We start from the raw sequence: 20,021 nt of genomic DNA, 5'->3' as shown, positions 1-20,021 counted from the left end.
CTGCCAATTGGCGGCCGACCTTGTTTGCTGTCTCGGGGACTAGTTTACGAACTGCGCGACGTGTTCGTCGTTCTGAGCTGGCGTCGTCAGGCTGACACCGACCAGGACTGGAATGTGCACGAGCAGTGCGAGGATGCCCTCATGGATGTCGAAGGGCTTCCATTCCGGATTTTGCCAGAAGAAGAACGCTACGAGGGCACCCGTGGTGAGCCCTGCGACCGCACCCTGCGTAGTGGCGCGTTTCCAGTAGAGGGCAGCTAACACGGGAGGGGCGAACTGAGAAATGATCCCGTATGCCGAGGCCAGCAGCTGAACCAGCGATGAGTTCGGGTCGAGTGCGAAATAGTAAGCAATCGCGCCGGTGAGTAGCACCAGTGCCTGCATCAGACGACGCTGTGTCTTTTCTTTGATCTCTACGAACTGCATGACTCCGTCTTCGACCACGACGGAGGCGGACGCGTGTAGGAGTGCGTCTCCCGTCGACATCGAGGCGGAAAGTGCTCCTGCGCAGAACAGGCCGACCACAAGGGCGGGCAAGTCTGTCTCGAGGATCATGAATGGCAGGATGAAGTCCGACGACGGCGGACTTCCCGTGAAGAGGACTCCCGAAAAGCCGATCAGGAACACTGGTATCAGAAAGAGCTGGAAGGTCGGGAACAACATGACCGTCCGGCGTATCGTATCGTCATCCTTCGCGGTGAAGGCCTTCATGAAGAGATGCGGCCACATCATCAGCCCGACCGCGCTCACCAAGATGAGCGAAGAGAATGCGCCCCAACTCCATGGGTCTCCCGCCGCGTCGAGCCCCGGCGGTACGAGGAGCTCGGGTCGGACGGCCGCAATCTGAGTGAACATCTCGCCGACGCTGCCATACAGACGAATCGGCAGGTAGAGACCGAGGGTCCAGGCGATCACCACCATGAAGATACCCTGGAAGGTATTGGTCCACCCGACCGCCATCGCGCCCGCAGCAAGCACGTAGATGATGACGATGCCGTAGGCGATCAAGGCGCCGAGCCAGAGAGGTACATGCCCCTCTGTGACCGCCTCGATGACGATCCCGGCCCCCCGCATCTGGATGGTCACGTAGGGGACGAAGGCCACAAGGCTGAGGAGGGCGATCAGCCCTGAGAGGCTCTTCGAGGGAAATCGCCCCGTGATCAGCTGCGCCTGGGTTACGTAGCCATGCGTTCGCCCGAGCTTTGCGATTTTCGGCCCGATCCAGTAGAACGGGGCCATGCCCAACGCCCCGTACGCCAGGATGTAGAACGCGGCCGCACCCCTCGAATAGGCCCACCCGGGCCCTCCGAGGAACGCGAAGGCACTGAACACCGACGCCCCGGTGACGAAGTACATGACCAGCAGCCCGAAGCTTCGGTCTGCCGCGACGTACCCAGTCACACTGTCCGTGGACTTGCGACCGGCCATCAGGCCGATCGTCAGCGTGACCCCGAGATAGAGCGCGATTACGATCGTGACGACGATCCACTGTTCCATCAGGTGTCACCCCCGTCACGATGCTGCTGCTCGACTTGGTCCAGCAGGTAGATCACGAGGACGCTGCCAGCGATCCAGAGCGCGATCCAGGCCAGCGAGAAGGGCAGGCCCAGGACGAACGGCCGGATCCGGGAGAAGGGGACGAGGCCGGGCCACGTCACCGCGACGAGCATCGCGATGAAATACACACCCGTGAGGGTGCGTGCTGTCTTCAGGCTCATCGTGAATCTCCGATTCGGCGCTTCACATCGAGTGGCACTCGGGTGCCGTACTCCGTGATTCCGGACAACCGACTGAAGTAGTCGAACGCGGCCGCAGACGCGGCTTCGACGACGGCTCCTCCGTTTCCACCGTAGTTGGACATCACTGAGATCACGTAGGGACGGTCCGGGACGTCGACCAGTCCCCACACGGTCGAAACGCCCGTGATCCCGCCGGGCTTGAACGCGATCGGAATCGTGGCTGGGACAGGGGTCCGGATGGGGCCACCCTTGTAGATCTCGAGGATCTCACGAACGCGCTGACAGGACGCCTCGCTCATCGGGAGGTCGCACGTCGCGATCTTCTCCATGATCAGGGCTGCGTCACGAGGGGTGGAGAGGTTCTCATTGCCGCGGGCCGATTCCGCGGGGCGGATCATCTTCCTCTGGAGCAGCGTTTGAGTCGCCCCAAGTGATGCTGACAGAGCGTTGATGGCGTCCATGCCCAGTTCATCGATGAGCACGTTCGTTGCGGTGTTGTCCGAGTGCACGACCATGTAGATGGCGTAGTCCTCAAGCGCCAACGCAGAGCCTCCGTCTGTGAGCACCTGCAGCACGCCACTCCCCGCGGTTCGGACTTCGTCTGTCAGCTCGATGCGCTTGCGGAGCAGGTCGGGCTCAGACTCTGCTCGGCGAAAGAGCTCGATGAGGATCGGAATCTTGATGGCACTGGCCTGCGGGAAGAGCAGGTCATCCTGAACAGAGAACCGATCGCCCGTGGTCAGGTCGAGGACGTGGATGCCTGCAACACCCTCGTAGGTGTCTACGATGCCCTCGAAGTCCGTCTGGAGTTTCCCCCTGATAATGCTCAGGTGTTCCGCCTGAGCACTCACTACAGATGCGGAGGCGCTGAGTAGCAGTAAGAGAGCTAGGAGGGTTGAGACGACGGACCGCAGGTCGGGAAACCAGCGTGGGTGCATGGATGCCTCCGGACGATGATCGGACGAGGCATCCTACAGTGGGACGGCCGCAGTCGCACCCGTCAATCTTCGAGCGTTGTTCTATTTCACCGATGTTCGCCCAAAAGGAGCGGCGAAGTCAGCGACCCTTGAAGTCAGGTTTCCGCTTCTCGACGAAGGCGGCGACACCTTCTTTTCCGTCCTCGGAGGCGAAGGCGTCGAGGAATCTTTCCTTCTCATAGACGAGGCCGTCCTCCATCGGCATCTCGTACGCCGCCCGGATCGCGTCCTTGGCAAGCCTGAGCGAGACCGGACTCCACCGCGTCATCCGGCCTGCCAGTTCAAGCGCCCTTTCCAGCGCCTTGCCCTCATCCACGAGGACGTCGATCAGGCCGATTCGCTCTGCTTCGTCTGCTTCGACGAAGTCTCCGGTAAAACTGATGATCGAGGCCCATCCGCGCCCCACGAGCCGTGCCAGTCTCTGGGTACCCCCTCCGCCGGGGATCAGCCCAATCCTTATTTCTGCTTGGCTGATACGCGTTGTACGGTCGGCCACTCGGATATCACACGCGAGCGCGAGCTCCGATCCTCCACCGATACAGAATCCGTGAATGGCTGCGATCACCGGCTTCGGAAAGTCAGCGATTGTTTCGTAGATGCGGCGCTGCGCATACACCGCGCGCTGCTCTTCGGGGGTCCGTGCATGGAATTCCGTCACGTCCGCGCCGGCGACAAAAGCTTTCTTGCCTGTGCCGTGGATCACGACGGCGCGAACGGAGTCGTCCGTCGCGAGCTCGTCGAGCATGTCGCGGATCAGTCCACGCACTTCGGCGTTCAGCGCGTTCAGTTTCTCCGGTCGATTGAGAGTGATTACTGCGATGAAGTCGTCACGTTTCTCTAGGAGAACGGCCCTGGTACTCATGAAATCTCCATCTGATGGACGATTGTAACTGCCGGAAGCTCTACCACTGGTAGAAGCCCTGACCGCTCTTCTTCCCGAGCTTTCCGTCCGAGACCATCTGGCGGAGCAGGGCGGGCGGGTTAAACGCATCTGAACCGAGCGTCTCGTGGAGGTACTCGGTGATGCCCAAGCGAACGTCGAGTCCGACCAGGTCGGTAAGCTTGAGGGGGCCCATTGGGTGTCGGTAGCCGAGCTCCATCGCCTTGTCGATGTCTTCCGGACTGGCGACGCCCTGCTCGACCATTCGGATCGCTTCCATACCCAGGACGATGCCGAGACGGGAAGAAGCAAAGCCGGGCGCGTCCCTCACCACGATCGGCTCTTTGCCCAGTCGATGCGCGAAGGCCACTGACGCGTCCCGCGTCTGCTCTGACGTGTCCGGGCCCCAGACCACTTCGACCAGGCTCATGATGTGAACCGGGTTGAAGAAGTGCAGGCCGACAAAGCGTGTGGGATCACTGACTACCGTAGCGATCTGTGCGATGGACAAGGACGACGTATTAGATCCGAGAATAGCTGTAGCGGGTGCCGCCGCATCTACCTCGCGAAAGATCCGTTCCTTCAGTTCCATGGACTCAGGGGCAGCCTCAATAACGAGATCGGCCTGATCCACGGCATCGGTGATCGCGGTCGTGGTTGTGAGTCGAGACAGTACGTCGTGCCGCTCCTCCTCCGTCACCTTCCCCCGCGCGATGCCCTTGTCGAGGTTGCCTCGCACACGGCCGAGTCCCGCCGACACCGCGTCTTCGTTGATGTCGAACATCCGAACCGTGCAGCCGGCGGCAGCGCATACCTGGGCGATGCCATGGCCCATGGTCCCGGCTCCGAGGACTGCGACGGTGTCGATGTGGCTGGCTCCGCCGCTCATGACCGCTCCCAGAGGCTCGTGATCCCCTGTCCAACACCGACGCACATGGAGGCCATGCCTCGACTGGCGTCTTGCTTCTTCATCTCGTGGAGCAGCGTCACCACGATGCGGGCTCCCGAGCATCCCACGGGGTGTCCCAGGGCGATGGCGCCACCGTTCACGTTCACTCGCTCCGCATCGAGGCCCAGCTCAGCCATGCAGGGCAACGCTTGGGCCGCAAACGCCTCATTCAACTCGGCAAGATCGATGTCCGAAGCCGACCAGCCGTGTCTGCTAAACGCCTTGCGAGTAGCCCGGATGGGGCCGACACCCATGCGCTGTGGCTCGAGGCCTGCGATAGCCCCGCCCACAACTCGCGCCATCGGCTCAAGGCCTAGCTCTCTGCCTTTCTCCTCCGAGACAACCAGGAGAGCGGCGGCGCCGTCATTGATGCCCGAGGAATTGCCCGCGGTGACCGTCCCGTCTTTCTGGAATACGGGGCGCAGACGCGCCAGGGATTCTGCGGTCGTATCCGCACGTGGATGCTCATCGGCCGAGACGATGACCGGATCACCTCTACGCTGAGGCACGGAGACTGGAACGATTTCGTCGTCGAAGCGGCCCGCTGCGATAGCGCGCTCAGCACGTTGCTGACTCTCCGCGGCGAAGGCGTCCTGCGCCTCTCGCGTGACCCCGAACTCATCGGCCACCACCTCGGCGGTTTCCCCAAGGCCGATCGTCCATTCAGGGTCAAAAGCGGGATTCGCAAACCTCCACCCCAGGACTGTATCTGCGGTCTCGGGATGGCCCCGCTGGTAGCCCATGGACGGCTTCAGCATGACATAGGGTGCCCGGCTCATGCTTTCCACACCGCCGGCGATGAACACGTCTCCGGCTCCTGCCGCGATCGCGTGGGATGCCGAGAGCACGGCCTGCATACCCGAACCACACAGACGGTTCACCGTCTGCCCGGGAACGCTCAGAGGAAGTCCGGCGCGCAGAGCCGCCATGCGCGCCACGTTCCGGTTGTCCTCACCGGCCTGGTTGCTACACCCGAACAGCACATCATCAATCGTCTCGGGATCCAGATCTGTGCGTTCGACCAGTGCACCGATCGTCAGGGCAGCCAGATCATCTGGACGGACCGAGGCGAGTCCGCCCCCGTGTCGACCGATGGGGGTTCGAACCGCGTCGATAATCCACGCTTCACGCATATCGTAGTCGTCTCTTTGGCGAATGACGGTGGGGTCAGGCGTCGAGCGCCACCCAGACGCTCTTCACTTGGGTGTATTTGTCGAGCGCGGCCTCGTAGCCCAGATCTCGACCGAATCCGCTTTGCTTGTAGCCACCGAACGGGGATGCGGAGTCGTACTGGTTGTACGTGTTGATCCAGACGGTACCGGCTTGCACCTGACGGGCCACCCGATGCGCCTTCCCGACGTCACGCGTCCATATACCGGCAGCCAGGCCGTAGGCCGTATCGTTGGCGACCTGAATGGCGTCCTCGACGTCCTCCACGGGAATCACCGCGGCGACCGGTCCGAAGATTTCTTCCTGCGCGATCCTCATCTTTGAGTCGACGTCGGCGAATACTGTCGCGGTCACGAAGTTTCCTTTCCCGTCAACCGTCGTGCGCTCTCCACCGGTCAGCAGACGGGCGCCTTCCTTTTTGCCTGCCTCGACGTAGCTCATCACCCGATCGAGCTGTTCCTCACTCACGATGGCACCCAGACGAGTATTCGCATCCATCGGGTCACCGACCGTCTGCTTGGCTGCTCGTGCTGCAAAGGCTTCGACGAATTCATCGTAGATGGGCCGTTCGACCAGCACGCGTGAACCCGCCGCGCAAACCTCGCCCTTGCCGTAGAAAATGCCCGTTGTCGCGCCTCGGACAGCGCTTTTTACGTCGGCGTCGGCCAAGACGATGTTCGGCGACTTACCACCCAGCTCCAGCGACACCTTCTTGAGTGTCTCCGCCGCCTCTCTCATGACGATCTTGCCCACCTCGGTCGACCCGGTGAACGAGATGGCGTCGACGTCCGGGTGACGGACCAGTGCTGCACCGGCCGTCTCTCCGAAACCGGGGACGACGTTGAGCACGCCAGCGGGGAAGCCGACTTCGGCAGCGAGTTCTGCGAGCCGGATTGCTGTCAGTGGCGTCTGCTCCGCTGGCTTCAGAACGACGGTGTTCCCGCATGCCAGAGCAGGGGCAATCTTCCACGTCGCCAGGGAGAGTGGGAAATTCCACGGCGTGATACAGCCAACGACCCCGATTGGCTCACGAAGCGTGTAGTTGAAGAACGGTCCCGCTACCGGAATCGTCCCTCCTTGGATCTTGTCGGCCATCCCCGCGAAGTAGCGGAAATTCTCCACCACGCTCGGGACGTCCACCTTCCTCGACTCGAAGTACGGCTTTCCGTTGTCTGCCGTCTCGAGGGCACCGAGCTCGTCACCTGCCGCAGCGATCGCATCAGCGAGCTTCCAGAGGAGTCGTGAGCGCTTGTGGGGGTTCATGTCGCGCCACTCTGAACTCCCGGCGGCATCCTTCGCAGCCGCTACCGCTTTGTCGATATCCGCCGCCTGGCCAGACGCGACCTCGGTAATGACCTCACCCGTCGCGGGATTGATGGTCGCGAACGTCCCGCCGTCAGCGGCGTCCACCCACTCGTTTCCGATCCACATCCGGTTCCGGATGGTATGCTCCAGCATGGTGTACTCCGAATAGTGATGAAACAAAAACGGGGCCCGGAGTGCCTCCGGACCCCGCCTTCGCCACGGCATTGAGCCGAGAGTGCTGCGTCAGCTGCCCGTGAACTTGGCTTTGCGCTTCTCGACGTAGGCGTTCAGGCCCTCTTTCGCGTCGCTGCTGGCGAAGAGCTGAGCCTGCAATTCACGCTCCAGGGCAAGAGCCAGCTCGAACGGCAGCTCGGCACCGGTCTGCACGGAACGCTTGATGAGTCCGACGGCTTTGGTCGCCTTGTTCGGCGTCGTGAACTGGTTCGCGTACTCGAGCACCGCCTCGAGGAAGCTGTCGCGGTCTTCGTGGTCGTAGACCTCGTTGATGATGCCATGGCGGAGGGCGTCGTCAAAACCGAACGTCGTGCCTTCTGCCATCATCTGAATCGCAGTCGGCTTACCAACGAGGCGAACCAGGCGCTGCGTACCGCCGGTCCCCGGCAGAACGCCGAGAGCAACCTCGGGAAGCCCCACTTTCCCCGAATCCTTACGTGCGATCCGGATATCAGCGGCCATCGCGATCTCGAGGCCACCCCCAACCGTGTGCCCGTTGAGCGCCGCGATGACCAACTTCGGGGTCTGTTCGAGGCGATTGAGGGTCTCGTTGGCGTGCAGGCAGAAGCAGTACTTCCACTCCGGGTCAGCCTGCGAGAGCATGCCGATGTTCGCGCCGGCGCAGAAAAACTTCTCGCCTTTACCGGTCAGAACGATGACTTCAGCCGCTTCGTCGAAGCGCGCCCTGACGATGCACTCGTCGAGCTGGCGCATCATTTCGTGTGTGTAGGTGTTCGCGGGCGGGTCGTCGAGGGTCAGGAGGGCAACTTTGCCCCGAACCTCGTAGTGGACCAATACCGAATCGGACATCTGGGCTTACCCCTGAAGTTGAATGCGTGACTACGTCTCCGGGGGCCGCACAACGAGGCGTCGCCTGCTCGCTCGAGCCGGGCGCCGGAGAGCCTCAAAACTCCCGAAGTCGTCCCCGGGGGTCAACCTAGCGGAGTTCGATTCGAAGGGTTTCTTCCCGGAGTGTGTAGTCACGTTGTGTGGTTTATCCAACACCGTACCTTGTGTCCATGAGGACACGCTGGAGGATCTTGAAGATGATACGCCGCATCCCGATCGCGATCACAGCCGCAGCCGCTCTCCTCTCCGCGATTGCGAGTCCTGTCGCCGCCCAGGAAGAAGGCTATGTGCTTCGTGTGCCGGTGACCGGGGTAGTCGAGCTTGGGCTGGCGCCGTTTATCGAACGCAGCATTGAAGAGGCGACGGCAGCGGGGGCGCTGGCGCTGATTCTTGATATGGATACGCCGGGTGGGCGGGTCGACGCAGCGCAGCGTATCTCTGACGCCCTCACGGACGCCTCGATCCCCGTATATACGCTCGTGAATCGACGAGCCTTCTCGGCTGGCGCTCTGATCGCCCTCTCCACGGATCGCATCTACATGCGCCCTGGCTCAGTGATCGGCGCAGCGACTCCGGTCGACGGCGCAGGCACGAAGGCTTCTGAGAAGATCGTCTCTGCCATGCGGAGCGAGATGCGTGCGCTGGCCGAATCGGCGGGTCTGGATCCAGAGGTGGCCGCCGCGATGGTCGATGAGGATATCGAAATCGAGGGTGTGGTGGAGCCAGGGAAGCTTCTGACGTTGACCACCACCGAGGCGGTCGATATCGACTACGCCCTGGAGGTCGCCGATCTGGAAGCTCTTCTGGTCGAACTCGGGCACGAGGGGGCCGCGGTCACGACCGCTGAGGCCAACTGGGCCGAAAGGGTGGTTCGCTTCTTCTCGAATCCCGTCGTCGCCCCGTTCCTGCTGACGCTGGGGTTCCTGGGGCTCATCACCGAAATCAAGACACCGACGTTCGGCCTAGCCGGGGCCGCTGGCCTTCTCTCGCTCTCGCTATTCTTCGGATCTCATATGATCGTGGGACTGGCCGGGCTCGAGGACATCATCATCTTCGGCACAGGGCTTCTGCTCATCGGAGCTGAAGTGTTCCTTGTTCCGGGCTTCGGTCTGTTCGGACTCGTTGGGGGGATCGGTGTGACGGCTGGCCTGTATCTCAGTATGCTCGGCGGATTGCCGACATCTCCGGATTTTGCGCGCGCAGGGCTCGTGCTCAGCACGACGGTTGTGCTCATCGCCGTCTGCGCGTGGGTGTTGATCCGCACACTGCCCGGCAGCTCACGACTTGCGAAGAGCGGCATCTTTCTGTTCGACAGCACGGATCGAGCGATCGGATACGAGTCTGCCGAGATCCGATCAGACCTGATCGGTGTGCCCGGAAGTGCGATCACAGATTTGCGTCCGTCAGGGACGGCATTGTTCGGAGATGAGCGAATCGACGTCGTCTCCGAGTCGGAATGGATTACTGAAGGAACCCCGGTCCGCGTGATAAGCGCGGAAGGGTATCGACACGTCGTGCGCGCGATCTCGGAGGATGAGACCGCTCAGGACGCTTGATCTAATCAATCACTTTTGCTCGAAATGAGGCAAAGTCATGGATGGTGTAGCAATGGTCACGCCGATCTTCCTGGTCGTCATGGTGATGGTGTTGTCTATGGTCCTGTGGGCGATCCCGGTACGCCTCTGGGTGGAGGCTCTGTCTGCCGGGGTGACGGTTTCGATTGGAACGCTCATCGGGATGCGGCTTCGCAAAGTGTCCCCGGCCGCGATCGTACGGCCCCTTATCAACGCAACAAAGGCCGGTCTCGACCTCGATATCAACGCGCTTGAAGCTCACTATCTGGCGGGTGGACGTGTCGATCGTGTCGTTGGCGCTCTGATTTCAGCAGACAAGGCGAGGATCGAGTTGGCATTCAATCAGGCGGCTGCCATTGACCTTGCGGGACGTGACGTCTTTGAGGCCGTACAGGTGTCGGTCAATCCGAAGGTCATCAATACGCCTAAAGTGGCAGCGATGGCGAAGGACGGCATTCAGCTCATCGCGGTCGCTCGAGTCACGGTTCGGGCGAACATTAACCGACTTGTCGGTGGTGCGGGTGAGGACACGATTCTGGCCCGTGTCGGCGAGGGGATCGTGTCGACGATCGGCTCGGCTGAAACGCACAAGGCCGTGCTGCAGGACCCTGATGCGATCTCCCAGACCGTGCTCGCGAAGGGACTCGACTCAGGGACTGCGTTCGAGATTCTCTCCATCGACATCGCAGACGTCGACGTCGGGAAAAACATCGGAGCGGAGCTCCAGACTGATCAGGCTGAGGCCGACAAGCGCGTCGCCCAGGCCAGGGCGGAAGAGCGCCGCGCCATGGCGGTGGCAGAAGAGCAGGAAATGAAAGCTCTCGTGGGTCAGATGCAGGCTGAGGTGGTGAAGGCCGAGGCGCAGGTGCCGCTCGCGATGGCTGAGGCGCTCCGGTCTGGAAACCTTGGTGTAATGGACTTCCTCAAGTACCGGAACATCGAGGCTGACACGAACATGCGGACGGCGATCGCCGGGCCGGACGACGGGCCTACTTCTGCCTCCGAGTAGGGCGTAGCCTGCCATGGAAGAGCTGATCTTCTTTGCCGTGATCATCTTTTTTTCGATCGCCGAGTCGATCGCGAGAAAGAAGAAGGCCGGAAGGACCGAGGGGTCGGGTGGGGCATCCCGGCCCGACCCCTCGGAGCCGCTTGAGCAGCAGTTCGAGTGGACGAACAATCCGCCGGACCTGCCGACGTACGATGAGGATCCATCGTATGACGAAGGCCCCTCCTATGATGAGCAACTGTCCTACGACGAGCGCGGGGAGGGGTCACTCCAACCTCGGCATGCCGCCCCGCGCGAGACGTCCAGAAGTTCGTCAGCGGATACGATGCTACCCGGAGGGCTCCTGGAGGAACTCGCAGGGCTGGCTGGGAAGTTCGAGGCGGAACAGGAGCGAGTTCGGAGATCAGAGGTGCAGCGCGAGCGAGCGCGCACGGTTAAGACCCCGAAGCAGTCTCCGCCGCTGCCGGCTCCGACGAGGACCTCGTCGAGCCGGACACGGGTACCTGAGCCACCACGATCGCGGACTCCGCGATCGAAAGTGGTCGATCGTTCTGCGGGAAGGCAGGGCTCTGAGCACCCGGTCCATGAGGCGCATGCAGGATACGGAACAGACCCATCTGAAAGGGCGCGTTCCGAACAAGATGGACTCGACCCGTTGAATTGGGAGCTGAGCAAGGACGCGCGGGCTGTTCGCGCTCAGTTGCTCAGTCACGGAGACTCGGGCCTGCGTCAGGCCGTGATTCTCCAGGAGGTTCTTGGCCCACCCGTTTCGATGCGAGACGACGACTGACCGGGGCGCTCCTGAAGGGAGCGCCCCGGTCGCCGGAAAGAACTACATGTCGCCGCGTGCCATCTTCCTGAGAACGGTCTGGAGAATGCCGCCGTTTTCGTAGTATTCGACGTCCACATCGGAGTCGAGGCGGGCCTTGGCAGTAAAGCTCTTTTCCGAACCATCCGTTCCGGTGGCCGTGACGTTGATCATGCACCGGGGCTTCAGGCTATCGCCGATCCCGGTTAGATCGAATGTCTCGTGCCCGGTGAGTCCGAGCGACGTGGGCGTTTGACCATCCACGAACTCGAGCGGTAGGACGCCCATGCCAACCAAGTTGCTTCGGTGAATGCGCTCGAAGCTCTCGGCGATGACGGCCTTCACTCCAAGCAGGATCGTGCCCTTCGCCGCCCAGTCCCGGGAGCTCCCCGTCCCGTACTCCTGTCCAGCCAGCACCACGAGCGGAGTGCCGGCTTCCTGGTACAGCATGGAAGCGTCGTAAATCGGCATCTCTTCGTTCGTGGGGAGGTGCAGGGTGTACCCACCCTCTGTCCCATCGAGAAGGAGATTCTTGATTCGGACGTTGCCGAACGTCCCGCGCATCATCACCTCGTGATTTCCGCGTCTCGATCCGAAGGTGTTGAAATCCTTCACCGCGACGCCGTGTTCGCGCAGGTATGTCCCGGCTGGCTCGGCCTTTGGAATGGCTCCGGCGGGTGAGATATGATCGGTCGTGACAGACTGTCCAAGCATCGCCAGCACTCGTGCGCCAGAGATGTCCTGTGGCTTGGGTACTTCGAGATCCATCCCCTCGAAGAACGGGGGAAGGCGGACGTACGTGGAGTCAGGTACCCAGTCGTATAGGCTGCCCTCTTCGGGAAGAGGGAGAGCCTGCCAGTTCTCGTCCCCGGTGGAGACCGTGGCGTACCGCTTCGTGAACATCTCGGGCTTCAATGAGGAGGCGACCGTATCGCTCACTTCCTTCGGTGTCGGCCAGATGTCCGCAAGGAATACAGGCTGTCCGTCTGACCCGTGTCCGAGCGGCTCGTTGTAGAGGTCGACATCCATTCGACCCGCGATCGCATAGGCGACGACGAGGCCAGGCGAGGCCAGGTAGTTGGCTCGAATCAATGGGTGAATCCGCGCTTCGAAGTTGCGATTGCCCGAGAGCACCGACGAAACGACCAGGCCGTTTTCCTCAATGGCGTTGTGGATGTTCTCCGGAAGCGGACCTGAGTTGCCGATGCAGGTCATGCAGCCGTAGCCGACCACGTGGAAACGAAGCTCCTCGAGGTAGGGCAGGAGGCCTGACTCGGTCAGATAGTCCGTCACGACCTGGCTGCCGGGGGCCATCGCCGTCTTCACCCATGGCTTGACCTTGAGCCCCTTCTCGACCGCCTTCTTCGCCACCAGCCCTGCGCCGACCATGACCGAGGGGTTCGACGTATTCGTGCAGCTCGTGATCGACGCGAGGACGATGGTTCCGTCCCGGATCTCGACCTCTTCGCCGTCGCAGTCGATGCTCACACACCGCGGGTCTGCGGTCGCCGCGATGGCCGAAGCCTCGCTGCCAGCCGCTCCACTCCAGCTCTCTCCAGACTGAACCGCGCCCTCGTCCTCAGTCTCCCCACCGTTCGGTAGAGCGAAGCCGGCCGGAACGAGTGCCGGCAGATCCTTCTCGAATTGCGTCCGCATGTCTGCCATGGGAATCCGGTCCTGTGGGCGCTTTGGACCGGCGAGGCTCGGCTCTACCGTGGAGAGATCCAGCTCGATACTCGACGTGAATTCCGGATCAGGTGTGTCATCAGTACGGAAGAGCCCGAGTTCCTTAGACACCGTCTCGACGCGCTGCACCATGGCCTCGTCTCGGCCCGTGCCACGGAGGTAGGTCAGCGTGGAGTCGTCGACCGGGAAGAAGCCGACGGTGGATCCGTACTCAGGCGACATGTTGGCCAGGGTGGCCATATCGGGGAGCGTGAGGTTGCTCAGCCCCGCGCCGTAGTACTCGACGAAGCGGCCTACGACCCCATGACTCCGAAGCATTTCCGTGACGCGAAGCACCAGATCGGTCGCGGTCGCACCCTCGGGGAGAACCCCCGTCAGCTTCATGCCCACGACTTCTGGCAGAAGCATGTAGTAGGGCTGTCCAAGTACCACCGCTTCGGCTTCGATTCCTCCGACCCCCCAGCCGAGGACGCCGAGTCCGTTAACCATGGTCGTGTGCGAGTCGGTTCCCACGAGTGTGTCCGGGTAGGCGAGGTTGAGCCCGTTGTGCTCCTTTCGGTGAATTACCGAGGCGAGATACTCCAGGTTCACCTGGTGTACGATGCCGGTTCCTGGGGGGACAACCGAGAAATTGTCGAACGCCTCTTGGGCCCAGCGAAGGAGTGCGTATCGCTCACGATTCCGCTCGAACTCCTTTTCGACATTCAAGCGGAATGCGTCCCGGAAGCCCGCGAAGTCGACCTGAACCGAGTGGTCGATGACGAGATCGGCCGGGACGACAGGGTTGATCCGTGAGGGATCGCCACCCATCGCCCTGAGGCCGTCACGCATGGCCGCGAGGTCTACGACGGCAGGCACACCCGTAAAGTCCTGCAAAACGACCCGCGTAGGCATGAAGGGGACGTCAGCGCCAGAGTTGTTTGGGCTCCACTTGGTGACCGCCTGGACGTGGTCTTCGGTCACATAGCCATCTCCCGCGTGTCGGAGCGTGTTCTCGAGCAGGACCCGAATAGAGAAGGGCAGGCGATCGAGTGAGTCGACCACGCCTTCGTCCTGAAGCCGTGAAAGCCTGTAAAAAGACGTCGGCCCTTCCGGCAGGTCGACGTTTGTAAGGGCACCGAAGGGGTCGCTTCTTAGCTCTGCCACGTTGGCTCCATGTCTGTCGTCCATCCCTGGGTGCCGGGCACCCCAGCCTCTAAGAATGGTGAAAGTCGGGGGCGGTGTCAGGGGCCTCCAGGGATGCCCTTGGGGACTCCGAGACTGCGGAGGGGCGGGACCATAGCCAACCGCTTTTGGCAGTTGGCCGATCGGTGGCGTAGGTTGCCCCGGTCTGGTCCCCTGAACCGCCCGGCCCATGTCCAAGATCCACCTCTTTCTGCCCCTCGCCGCCACGTTCGTCCTGGCCTCCTGCGCGCCCAGCGAGCCCTCTGCCGATCTGGCGATCCAGAACGTCACCGTCATCGATGCGGTGAACGGCGTCCGCGAAGCGCAGACGGTCCTCGTGCGTGACGGTCGGATCGACGCTGTCCAGCCCGCGAGCGAAGCGGTGGATGCCGTCGAGGTCCTAGACGGAAGTGGACAATACCTGATCCCGGGGCTGTGGGACTTCCATGTGCACCTCGCGTACGACCCGCGTTTCACGGAGGCGATGCCCGGTCTCTTCCTCAACCACGGCATCACCAGCATTCGCGATACGGGTGGCCCGCTGGGGCTTGTTCTCCCTGCCGTCGAGTCGATTCGTCGGGAGGGTGCGGTAGCCCCTCGTGTGTTCTTCGCAGGCCCGCTGCTCGATGGCGAGCATGTCGTCTATGACGGCGACAACATGCCCCTCCTCGGCATCGGAAACCCTGATGAGGCGACGGCGCGGGCGAATATGGCTCGCCTCGACGAGGCCGGAGTCGACTTCGTGAAGATCTACGAGATGGTGTCTCCCGAGGTGTTCGCGGTCCTCGTGGAGGAGGCGCAGGCGCGTGGCCTTCCCATGGATGGCCACGTGCCGCTCTCCATGCAGGCGAGAGACGTGGGTCCCCATGTGCAGTCGCTTGAGCATCTTCGAAACATCGAGATGGACTGCATCGCGAACCCGGGCGCGACGGTGGCCGAGCGACGCCTGGTCTTGGCCAACCCTGAAGGAGTCCCAGGGGGCACGCTCCGCTCGCAGCTGCACAGGGCATATCGTATTCCTTCGATTGAGGCCTACGACGAGGCGGGTTGCCGGGAAGTGTTGGCCTCGATGACGTCCACCATCCAGGTCCCCACGCTTCGGCTGAACGCGCTGGCGTTGCAGCCTCCGTTCGCGCGGGCCGGCTGGAGCGAAGTCCTCGCGAAACTGCCCGAGGACGCGGCCGCTGAGTGGGGCGCCATGGATGGCTCGATGGGCGGGCGCAGCACGGACACGACATACCCAGATTGGAGCATGTTCTTGGTCAATCTGATGCATGAGTCCGGCGTTCCCATCGGGGCGGGCACGGATACGCCAATCGGATTTGCCGCACCGGGTTACAGCCTCCATAGCGAATTGGAGATGCTTGTGCGTGCGGGCCTGTCGCCGATGGAGGCTCTGCGGGCAGCGACCCTGCGTCCAGCCGAGTTCTTCGGACTGGAGGGTGAGATGGGGACGATCGAGCCGGGGCGACTCGCCGATCTCGTTCTTCTTTCGGGCAATCCGCTGGATGACATCACTCTGACCCGCAGCGTGCAGGCCGTGGTGACAAAGGGGCAGCTTCTGAACCGCGCCGCCCTGGACGCCTTGGTGAGGTAGGGGAGGACGCTCGCAGCTGCCCGTTGTTACGGAAACGTTACCCAATTCGTTACCCGGGGCCTCGCAGCCAACCGCGAAGTCAGCGATAACCCACTCGCTCCGACCATTTGCGGAAGTGGCGGAAGAGTAGGCGCGGCGGTCTCAAAAGTCTCGGGAGAGGGCCGCGTACAGCTCACCAAGTGGCCGTTTCTGGGGATTCGGGCGCTACGTGACTTTGGGCCGGCCCTGCGCAGACCCGAGTTTCGTTATCCGAACGTTACCGGAGATTCCTTGATCGCACGCCAGTGCACCTGCGTTGGGGGGGAGTGTCCGGCGTCGGTGGGCGTCGGTGGGAAATGCCGCAATTTTCGACACAGTTGGACACTCTGGGAATGCTCCCGTTCAACAGCCGGATGCGATTCTGCGGTTCTGGCCTTGGAATGCGCTGTCCCACGGAATGCGGATTCCGGCGGCCACGATCTCGGGGTCGCATTGGATTGGCCCTCCTCGGGTTGGTCCCTACCGCAGCTGCCGCGAGGACCAGTGGATCGCCTTGATCTTCCAGCCGTTATCGCCCCGGGCTAAGACGACGAGCTCCGCCCCCTGCGAATTCACGTCTCGCTCCCCCATGCGTCCCTGGGCGGTGTTGGTCGACCAAGCCCACGCGACGTCGCCGATCACCTGGACCGTGATCTTGCCTCGCTCTCTCGGTACTGCCTGAGCGAACCTCATGTCGCCGGACAGATGTCCGCTGCGGTAGTGCTCCTTGTCCTCAACACCGCCACTCTCGAGAATCGTGACGTCGTCCGCCAAGAGTTCCAGCGCCGTTGTGGAGTCGCCGCTGGCCAAAGCGACATGGTACGTGTCGACCACTCCGATCACGGCGGCTTCTGCGTCCTGTGCTTCCGCAGCGTGCGGGGAGAGGCCCAACCCGATGGCGACGGCCAGCGCCAGATGGGTGTAGTGCTCGATCTTCACGGTTCGCTCCTTCTGTCAGGTGGTTGCTGCAATGTTGGGATCTTCTACTGGTAGCGGCCATCGGGTCTGTTCGACGGAGGAACTCTACCTGAGGCTCTTGAGAATATCAGCTCGGAAGGCTGATCTCCTAGCATGGTCACGGCGATGGCAGGCACGCGGTCGAGCGCGTAGTACCAACTGAACTCATCGCCCTCCTCGATATCCGCTACGTACGTGCCGGTCAGCTGCTCGTCCGCGATTTCTTGTGGGATCTCATCGGACAGCGGGTCGAGGCGTACACCTGAACGGGCGTCGTAAGCCCGTTCGAGATCAGATGGGCCGGGTTTCACCACATAGACGGCACGAGACCCGAAGGCCTCGAGTCGAAGCCAGTACCGCCGGTCCGTCCCTTCCATGGCGAGCGTCGCGCGCACCTCGTTCTGGGCAAGGAGTTGTGGGTCTTCGACCGCGACCGCAGTGGTGCGGTAAGGTGCCAGGTCGTACACGCCTTGGAGTCCATTCGGGAACGCCAGTCCGACACCGTGCAACACGAAGGAGGATAGAATCCAGCCCACGATCGGGACGGTGGCACACATCCCCAGAACCGGATGCGTTCGAGAGACTCGCGGTCGAGTGTTGGGCCGCATGAAGCGTTAATGAAGATATCTTCACGGTGGCTTCACATCGATTTCATCTCATCCTCTCCATTTTTCTTTGTCGAAGTTCTCGCCTCGCCTCCCGTCCAGACGGACCCAGCTCCGGACCATGAGCCACGAACTCTCCCTCCCACGGCGCGATTTCTTGCGTGTCGCCACCGGATTGACCATCGGCGGTAGCCTTGGTCTGCGCCCCCCGACGCTCTTCGCAGCAGTGGCCAGCGAGGGCGGGACGGAGTCGCGACCTGTCGAATACGACCTGGTGATCGACAGGTCGGGTTTTCGTGTCGACGATCGCTCGAGTCATGCACCCACGATCAACGGGTCCGTGCCCGGTCCGCTTCTTCGCCTGAAGGAGGGGCAAGAAGCGGTCCTTCGGGTGACGAATCACTTGGACGAGGATACATCGTTGCACTGGCATGGGCTGCTGGTGCCGGCTGATCAGGACGGGGTGCCGGGATTCAGCTTCGAGGGCATCAGTCCGGGCGAGACGCGCACCTACCGCTTCGAGGTGCGTCAGGCGGGTACCTACTGGTACCATAGCCATTCTGGGACGCAGGAGCAGGAGGGCATGTATGCGCCCCTCGTCATCGATCCCCGAGGAACGGATCCCGTGTCCTACGACCGCGAACACGTGGTCGTGCTCTCGGACTGGACCGACGAAGATCCCATGACAGTGCTCCGCAACCTCAAGGGCAACGGGGCTTACTACAACTACGGGAAGCGCACGTTGCCTCAGTTCGTCGAGGGTCTCTTCGACGACGCCGGCGCCACCATCCGGGACCGGACGATGTGGGGCCGGATGCGCATGGATCCCACAGATATCGCGGACGTCACAGGCGCCACCTACGACTATTTGTTGAACGGGGCCTCGGCTGACGCCAACTGGACGGGCCTTTTCGAGCCCGGTGAGCGGGTCCGTCTCCGATTCATCAATGCGGCGGCCATGTCGTTCTTCGATGTGAAGATACCGGGGCTTCGCATGACGGTGGTGCAGGCCGACGGACAGGACGTCGAGCCGATAGCGATCGACGAATTTCGCATCGCGGTCGCGGAGACGTATGACGTCATCGTGGAGCCCGAGAGCGGACGCTCGTACACGATCTTCGCCCAATCGATGGATCGTTCAGGCTTTGCCCGGGGCACACTCTCCGAGTCCGAAGGCATGGCGGCAGAGATTCCGGATCTGGATCCTCGACCGCTCCGGACGATGGGCATGATGGTGATGGACGGTCACGACATGTCGGAGATGGGCATGGAGGGCGGCGCAATGGACGAGATGGACCATGCCGCGATGGGGCATGCTCCGGGCGCTATGAGCCTGAAGCGACTCGCGTACGCCGACCTCCAGGCGCTCGAGCCGAACCGCGATACCCGCGAACCGACGCGAGACGTCGTCCTGCGCCTCACCGGGGACATGGAGCGCTACTTCTGGACCATTAACGACAAAAAGATGTCGCAGTCCGAACCCATTCGCCTGACCGTCGGTGAGCGGGTCCGGCTGGTCATGACCAACGAGACGATGATGGAGCATCCCATGCATCTCCATGGTGTGTTCATGGAGCTGCAGAACGGTGCTCATCCGGCGTTCGCACCGCGCAAGCACACCGTGAGCGTGCCGCCCAACGAGACGGTCGAGGCTCATCTCACGTTTGAAGAGCCGGGGGCTTGGGCGTTTCATTGCCATCTGCTTTTTCACATGATGACTGGAATGTTTGCCCGTTTCGAGGTGGCCCCCGCCGTGACGACGGAGTCCGCGTGAAGACTGCTGCCGGCCTCGTGGTCCTGGTGTCCCTCCTCCTCGCACCGATGGGCCCTACCGGTGCCGCGGCACAGGAGTCGGACAACGCGGTCTTCCACTATTCGCTCCTCGACGTTGATGTTGCGACAAGCAGCGACTTCGTCGTGGGTCGATGGCACGCCACCGGTTGGATAGGCACCGATTTCGATCGCGTATGGTGGAGTACTGAGGGTGAAGGTCTCGACCGAGAGCTCGAGGGCGCCGAGGCGATGCTGCTCTACGGACGCTACGTTCGCCGTTTCTGGGACCTGGTTGTGGGATATCGGCACGAAGTCCTGCCCGCTTCGCAGGGGTATCTCACGGTCGGTGTCATGGGGCTCGCCCCCTATTGGTTCGAAGTGAGCCTGTTTGGTTTTGTCAGCTACGACGGCGATCCTAGCCTCCGTTTAGAAGCAGAAACGGATCTGTTCCTGACTCAACGCGCGGTGCTCACGTTAGGGGGAGAGGCCGATTGGCTCATCACGGGTGACGACACCCTCGACCTGGACGCCGGCTTTCGGACGATCGAACTCGGTATCCGTACGCGATACGAGATCCGTAGGAAGTTCGCGCCTTATGTGGACCTGACGTGGGTCGACGAGGCTCAACCTCGCACGCTCCTTCCCGGAGCAGTCGAGGCCGGCCGCTTCAGGCTCGGCGCCGGCCTCCGGCTCATCTACTGACATTTCATAATAATTACCAAGAGAGGAC

The 20,021-nt window shown here is 62.2% G+C and carries 17 protein-coding genes; 6 read left to right on the top strand and 11 right to left on the bottom strand.

The window, feature by feature from the left end; all coding sequences use genetic code 11:
* Positions 1–39 precede the first annotated feature (39 nt).
* The 8 genes from OSA81_10200 to OSA81_10165 form a co-directional block, all read right to left on the bottom strand.
* Complete coding sequence (locus OSA81_10200) at positions 40–1,497, bottom strand: sodium:solute symporter family protein (GenBank protein ID MDE0899378.1); 1,458 nt, start codon at positions 1,495–1,497, stop codon at positions 40–42.
* Positions 1,497–1,718: a DUF3311 domain-containing protein gene (locus tag OSA81_10195; protein ID MDE0899377.1), complete on the bottom strand. Its 222-nt coding sequence runs from the start codon at positions 1,716–1,718 to the stop codon at positions 1,497–1,499. The genes OSA81_10200 and OSA81_10195 overlap by 1 nt, the downstream gene beginning before the upstream one ends.
* The gene (locus OSA81_10190; GenBank protein MDE0899376.1) at positions 1,715–2,677 is read right to left on the bottom strand and encodes a class A beta-lactamase-related serine hydrolase; all 963 of its coding nucleotides are present in this window, start codon (positions 2,675–2,677) and stop codon (positions 1,715–1,717) included. Before OSA81_10190 ends, OSA81_10195 begins: the two co-directional genes overlap by 4 nt.
* 118 nt (positions 2,678–2,795) lie before the next feature.
* A complete protein-coding gene (locus OSA81_10185; protein ID MDE0899375.1) occupies positions 2,796–3,578 on the bottom strand; it encodes an enoyl-CoA hydratase-related protein in 783 nt (260 codons plus the stop codon).
* Between the two features lie 40 nt (positions 3,579–3,618).
* Complete coding sequence (locus OSA81_10180; protein MDE0899374.1) at positions 3,619–4,485, bottom strand: 3-hydroxyacyl-CoA dehydrogenase family protein; 867 nt, start codon at positions 4,483–4,485, stop codon at positions 3,619–3,621.
* The gene (locus tag OSA81_10175; protein ID MDE0899373.1) at positions 4,482–5,678 is read right to left on the bottom strand and encodes a thiolase family protein; all 1,197 of its coding nucleotides are present in this window, start codon (positions 5,676–5,678) and stop codon (positions 4,482–4,484) included. The genes OSA81_10180 and OSA81_10175 overlap by 4 nt, the downstream gene beginning before the upstream one ends.
* Before the next feature lie 34 nt (positions 5,679–5,712).
* Complete coding sequence (locus OSA81_10170; protein MDE0899372.1) at positions 5,713–7,173, bottom strand: aldehyde dehydrogenase family protein; 1,461 nt, start codon at positions 7,171–7,173, stop codon at positions 5,713–5,715.
* Positions 7,174–7,263: 90 nt separating this feature from the next.
* Positions 7,264–8,064: an enoyl-CoA hydratase/isomerase family protein gene (locus OSA81_10165; GenBank protein MDE0899371.1), complete on the bottom strand. Its 801-nt coding sequence runs from the start codon at positions 8,062–8,064 to the stop codon at positions 7,264–7,266.
* Between the two features lie 236 nt (positions 8,065–8,300).
* On the opposite strand from OSA81_10165, the gene OSA81_10160 reads away from it, so the two are divergent.
* From OSA81_10160 to OSA81_10150, 3 genes are read left to right on the top strand one after another with little or no spacing between them, the layout of a single operon-like run.
* On the top strand, positions 8,301–9,659 hold the full coding sequence (locus tag OSA81_10160) for an ATP-dependent Clp protease proteolytic subunit (GenBank protein MDE0899370.1): 1,359 nt from the start codon (positions 8,301–8,303) through the stop codon (positions 9,657–9,659).
* A gap of 37 nt (positions 9,660–9,696) precedes the next feature.
* Entirely contained in the window at positions 9,697–10,686 is a 990-nt protein-coding gene (gene floA / locus OSA81_10155; GenBank protein ID MDE0899369.1) for a flotillin-like protein FloA, read from the top strand.
* Between the two features lie 13 nt (positions 10,687–10,699).
* On the top strand, positions 10,700–11,473 hold the full coding sequence (locus tag OSA81_10150) for a hypothetical protein (protein MDE0899368.1): 774 nt from the start codon (positions 10,700–10,702) through the stop codon (positions 11,471–11,473).
* Between the two features lie 42 nt (positions 11,474–11,515).
* Here OSA81_10150 and acnA read toward each other — a convergent pair whose 3' ends face one another.
* Complete coding sequence (acnA, locus tag OSA81_10145; protein ID MDE0899367.1) at positions 11,516–14,323, bottom strand: aconitate hydratase AcnA; 2,808 nt, start codon at positions 14,321–14,323, stop codon at positions 11,516–11,518.
* 208 nt (positions 14,324–14,531) lie between these two features.
* On the opposite strand from acnA, the gene OSA81_10140 reads away from it, so the two are divergent.
* Positions 14,532–15,938, top strand: a complete 1,407-nt coding sequence (locus tag OSA81_10140) for an amidohydrolase family protein (protein MDE0899366.1) — start codon at positions 14,532–14,534, stop codon at positions 15,936–15,938.
* Between the two features lie 498 nt (positions 15,939–16,436).
* Here the strand turns inward: OSA81_10140 and OSA81_10135 are convergent, their stop codons facing one another.
* Positions 16,437–16,895: a nuclear transport factor 2 family protein gene (locus OSA81_10135; protein ID MDE0899365.1), complete on the bottom strand. Its 459-nt coding sequence runs from the start codon at positions 16,893–16,895 to the stop codon at positions 16,437–16,439.
* 44 nt (positions 16,896–16,939) lie between these two features.
* The gene (locus OSA81_10130; GenBank protein ID MDE0899364.1) at positions 16,940–17,470 is read right to left on the bottom strand and encodes a hypothetical protein; all 531 of its coding nucleotides are present in this window, start codon (positions 17,468–17,470) and stop codon (positions 16,940–16,942) included.
* A 169-nt stretch (positions 17,471–17,639) separates the two neighbouring features.
* Between OSA81_10130 and OSA81_10125 the strand changes: the two genes are divergently transcribed.
* Both OSA81_10125 and OSA81_10120 read left to right on the top strand, forming a co-directional pair.
* Positions 17,640–19,292, top strand: coding sequence for a copper resistance system multicopper oxidase (locus OSA81_10125; protein MDE0899363.1), 1,653 nt, complete (start codon positions 17,640–17,642; stop codon positions 19,290–19,292).
* A complete protein-coding gene (locus tag OSA81_10120; GenBank protein MDE0899362.1) occupies positions 19,289–19,993 on the top strand; it encodes a copper resistance protein B in 705 nt (234 codons plus the stop codon). The genes OSA81_10125 and OSA81_10120 overlap by 4 nt, the downstream gene beginning before the upstream one ends.
* Positions 19,994–20,021: the final 28 nt, after the last annotated feature.

The sequence above is a fragment of the Longimicrobiales bacterium genome, from assembly GCA_028823235.1.
GTDB lineage: Bacteria > Gemmatimonadota > Gemmatimonadetes > Longimicrobiales > Gaopeijiaceae > UBA2589.
Note: the sequence above shows the minus strand (reverse complement) of the source record. Positions and strands in the feature narration are given on the sequence as shown.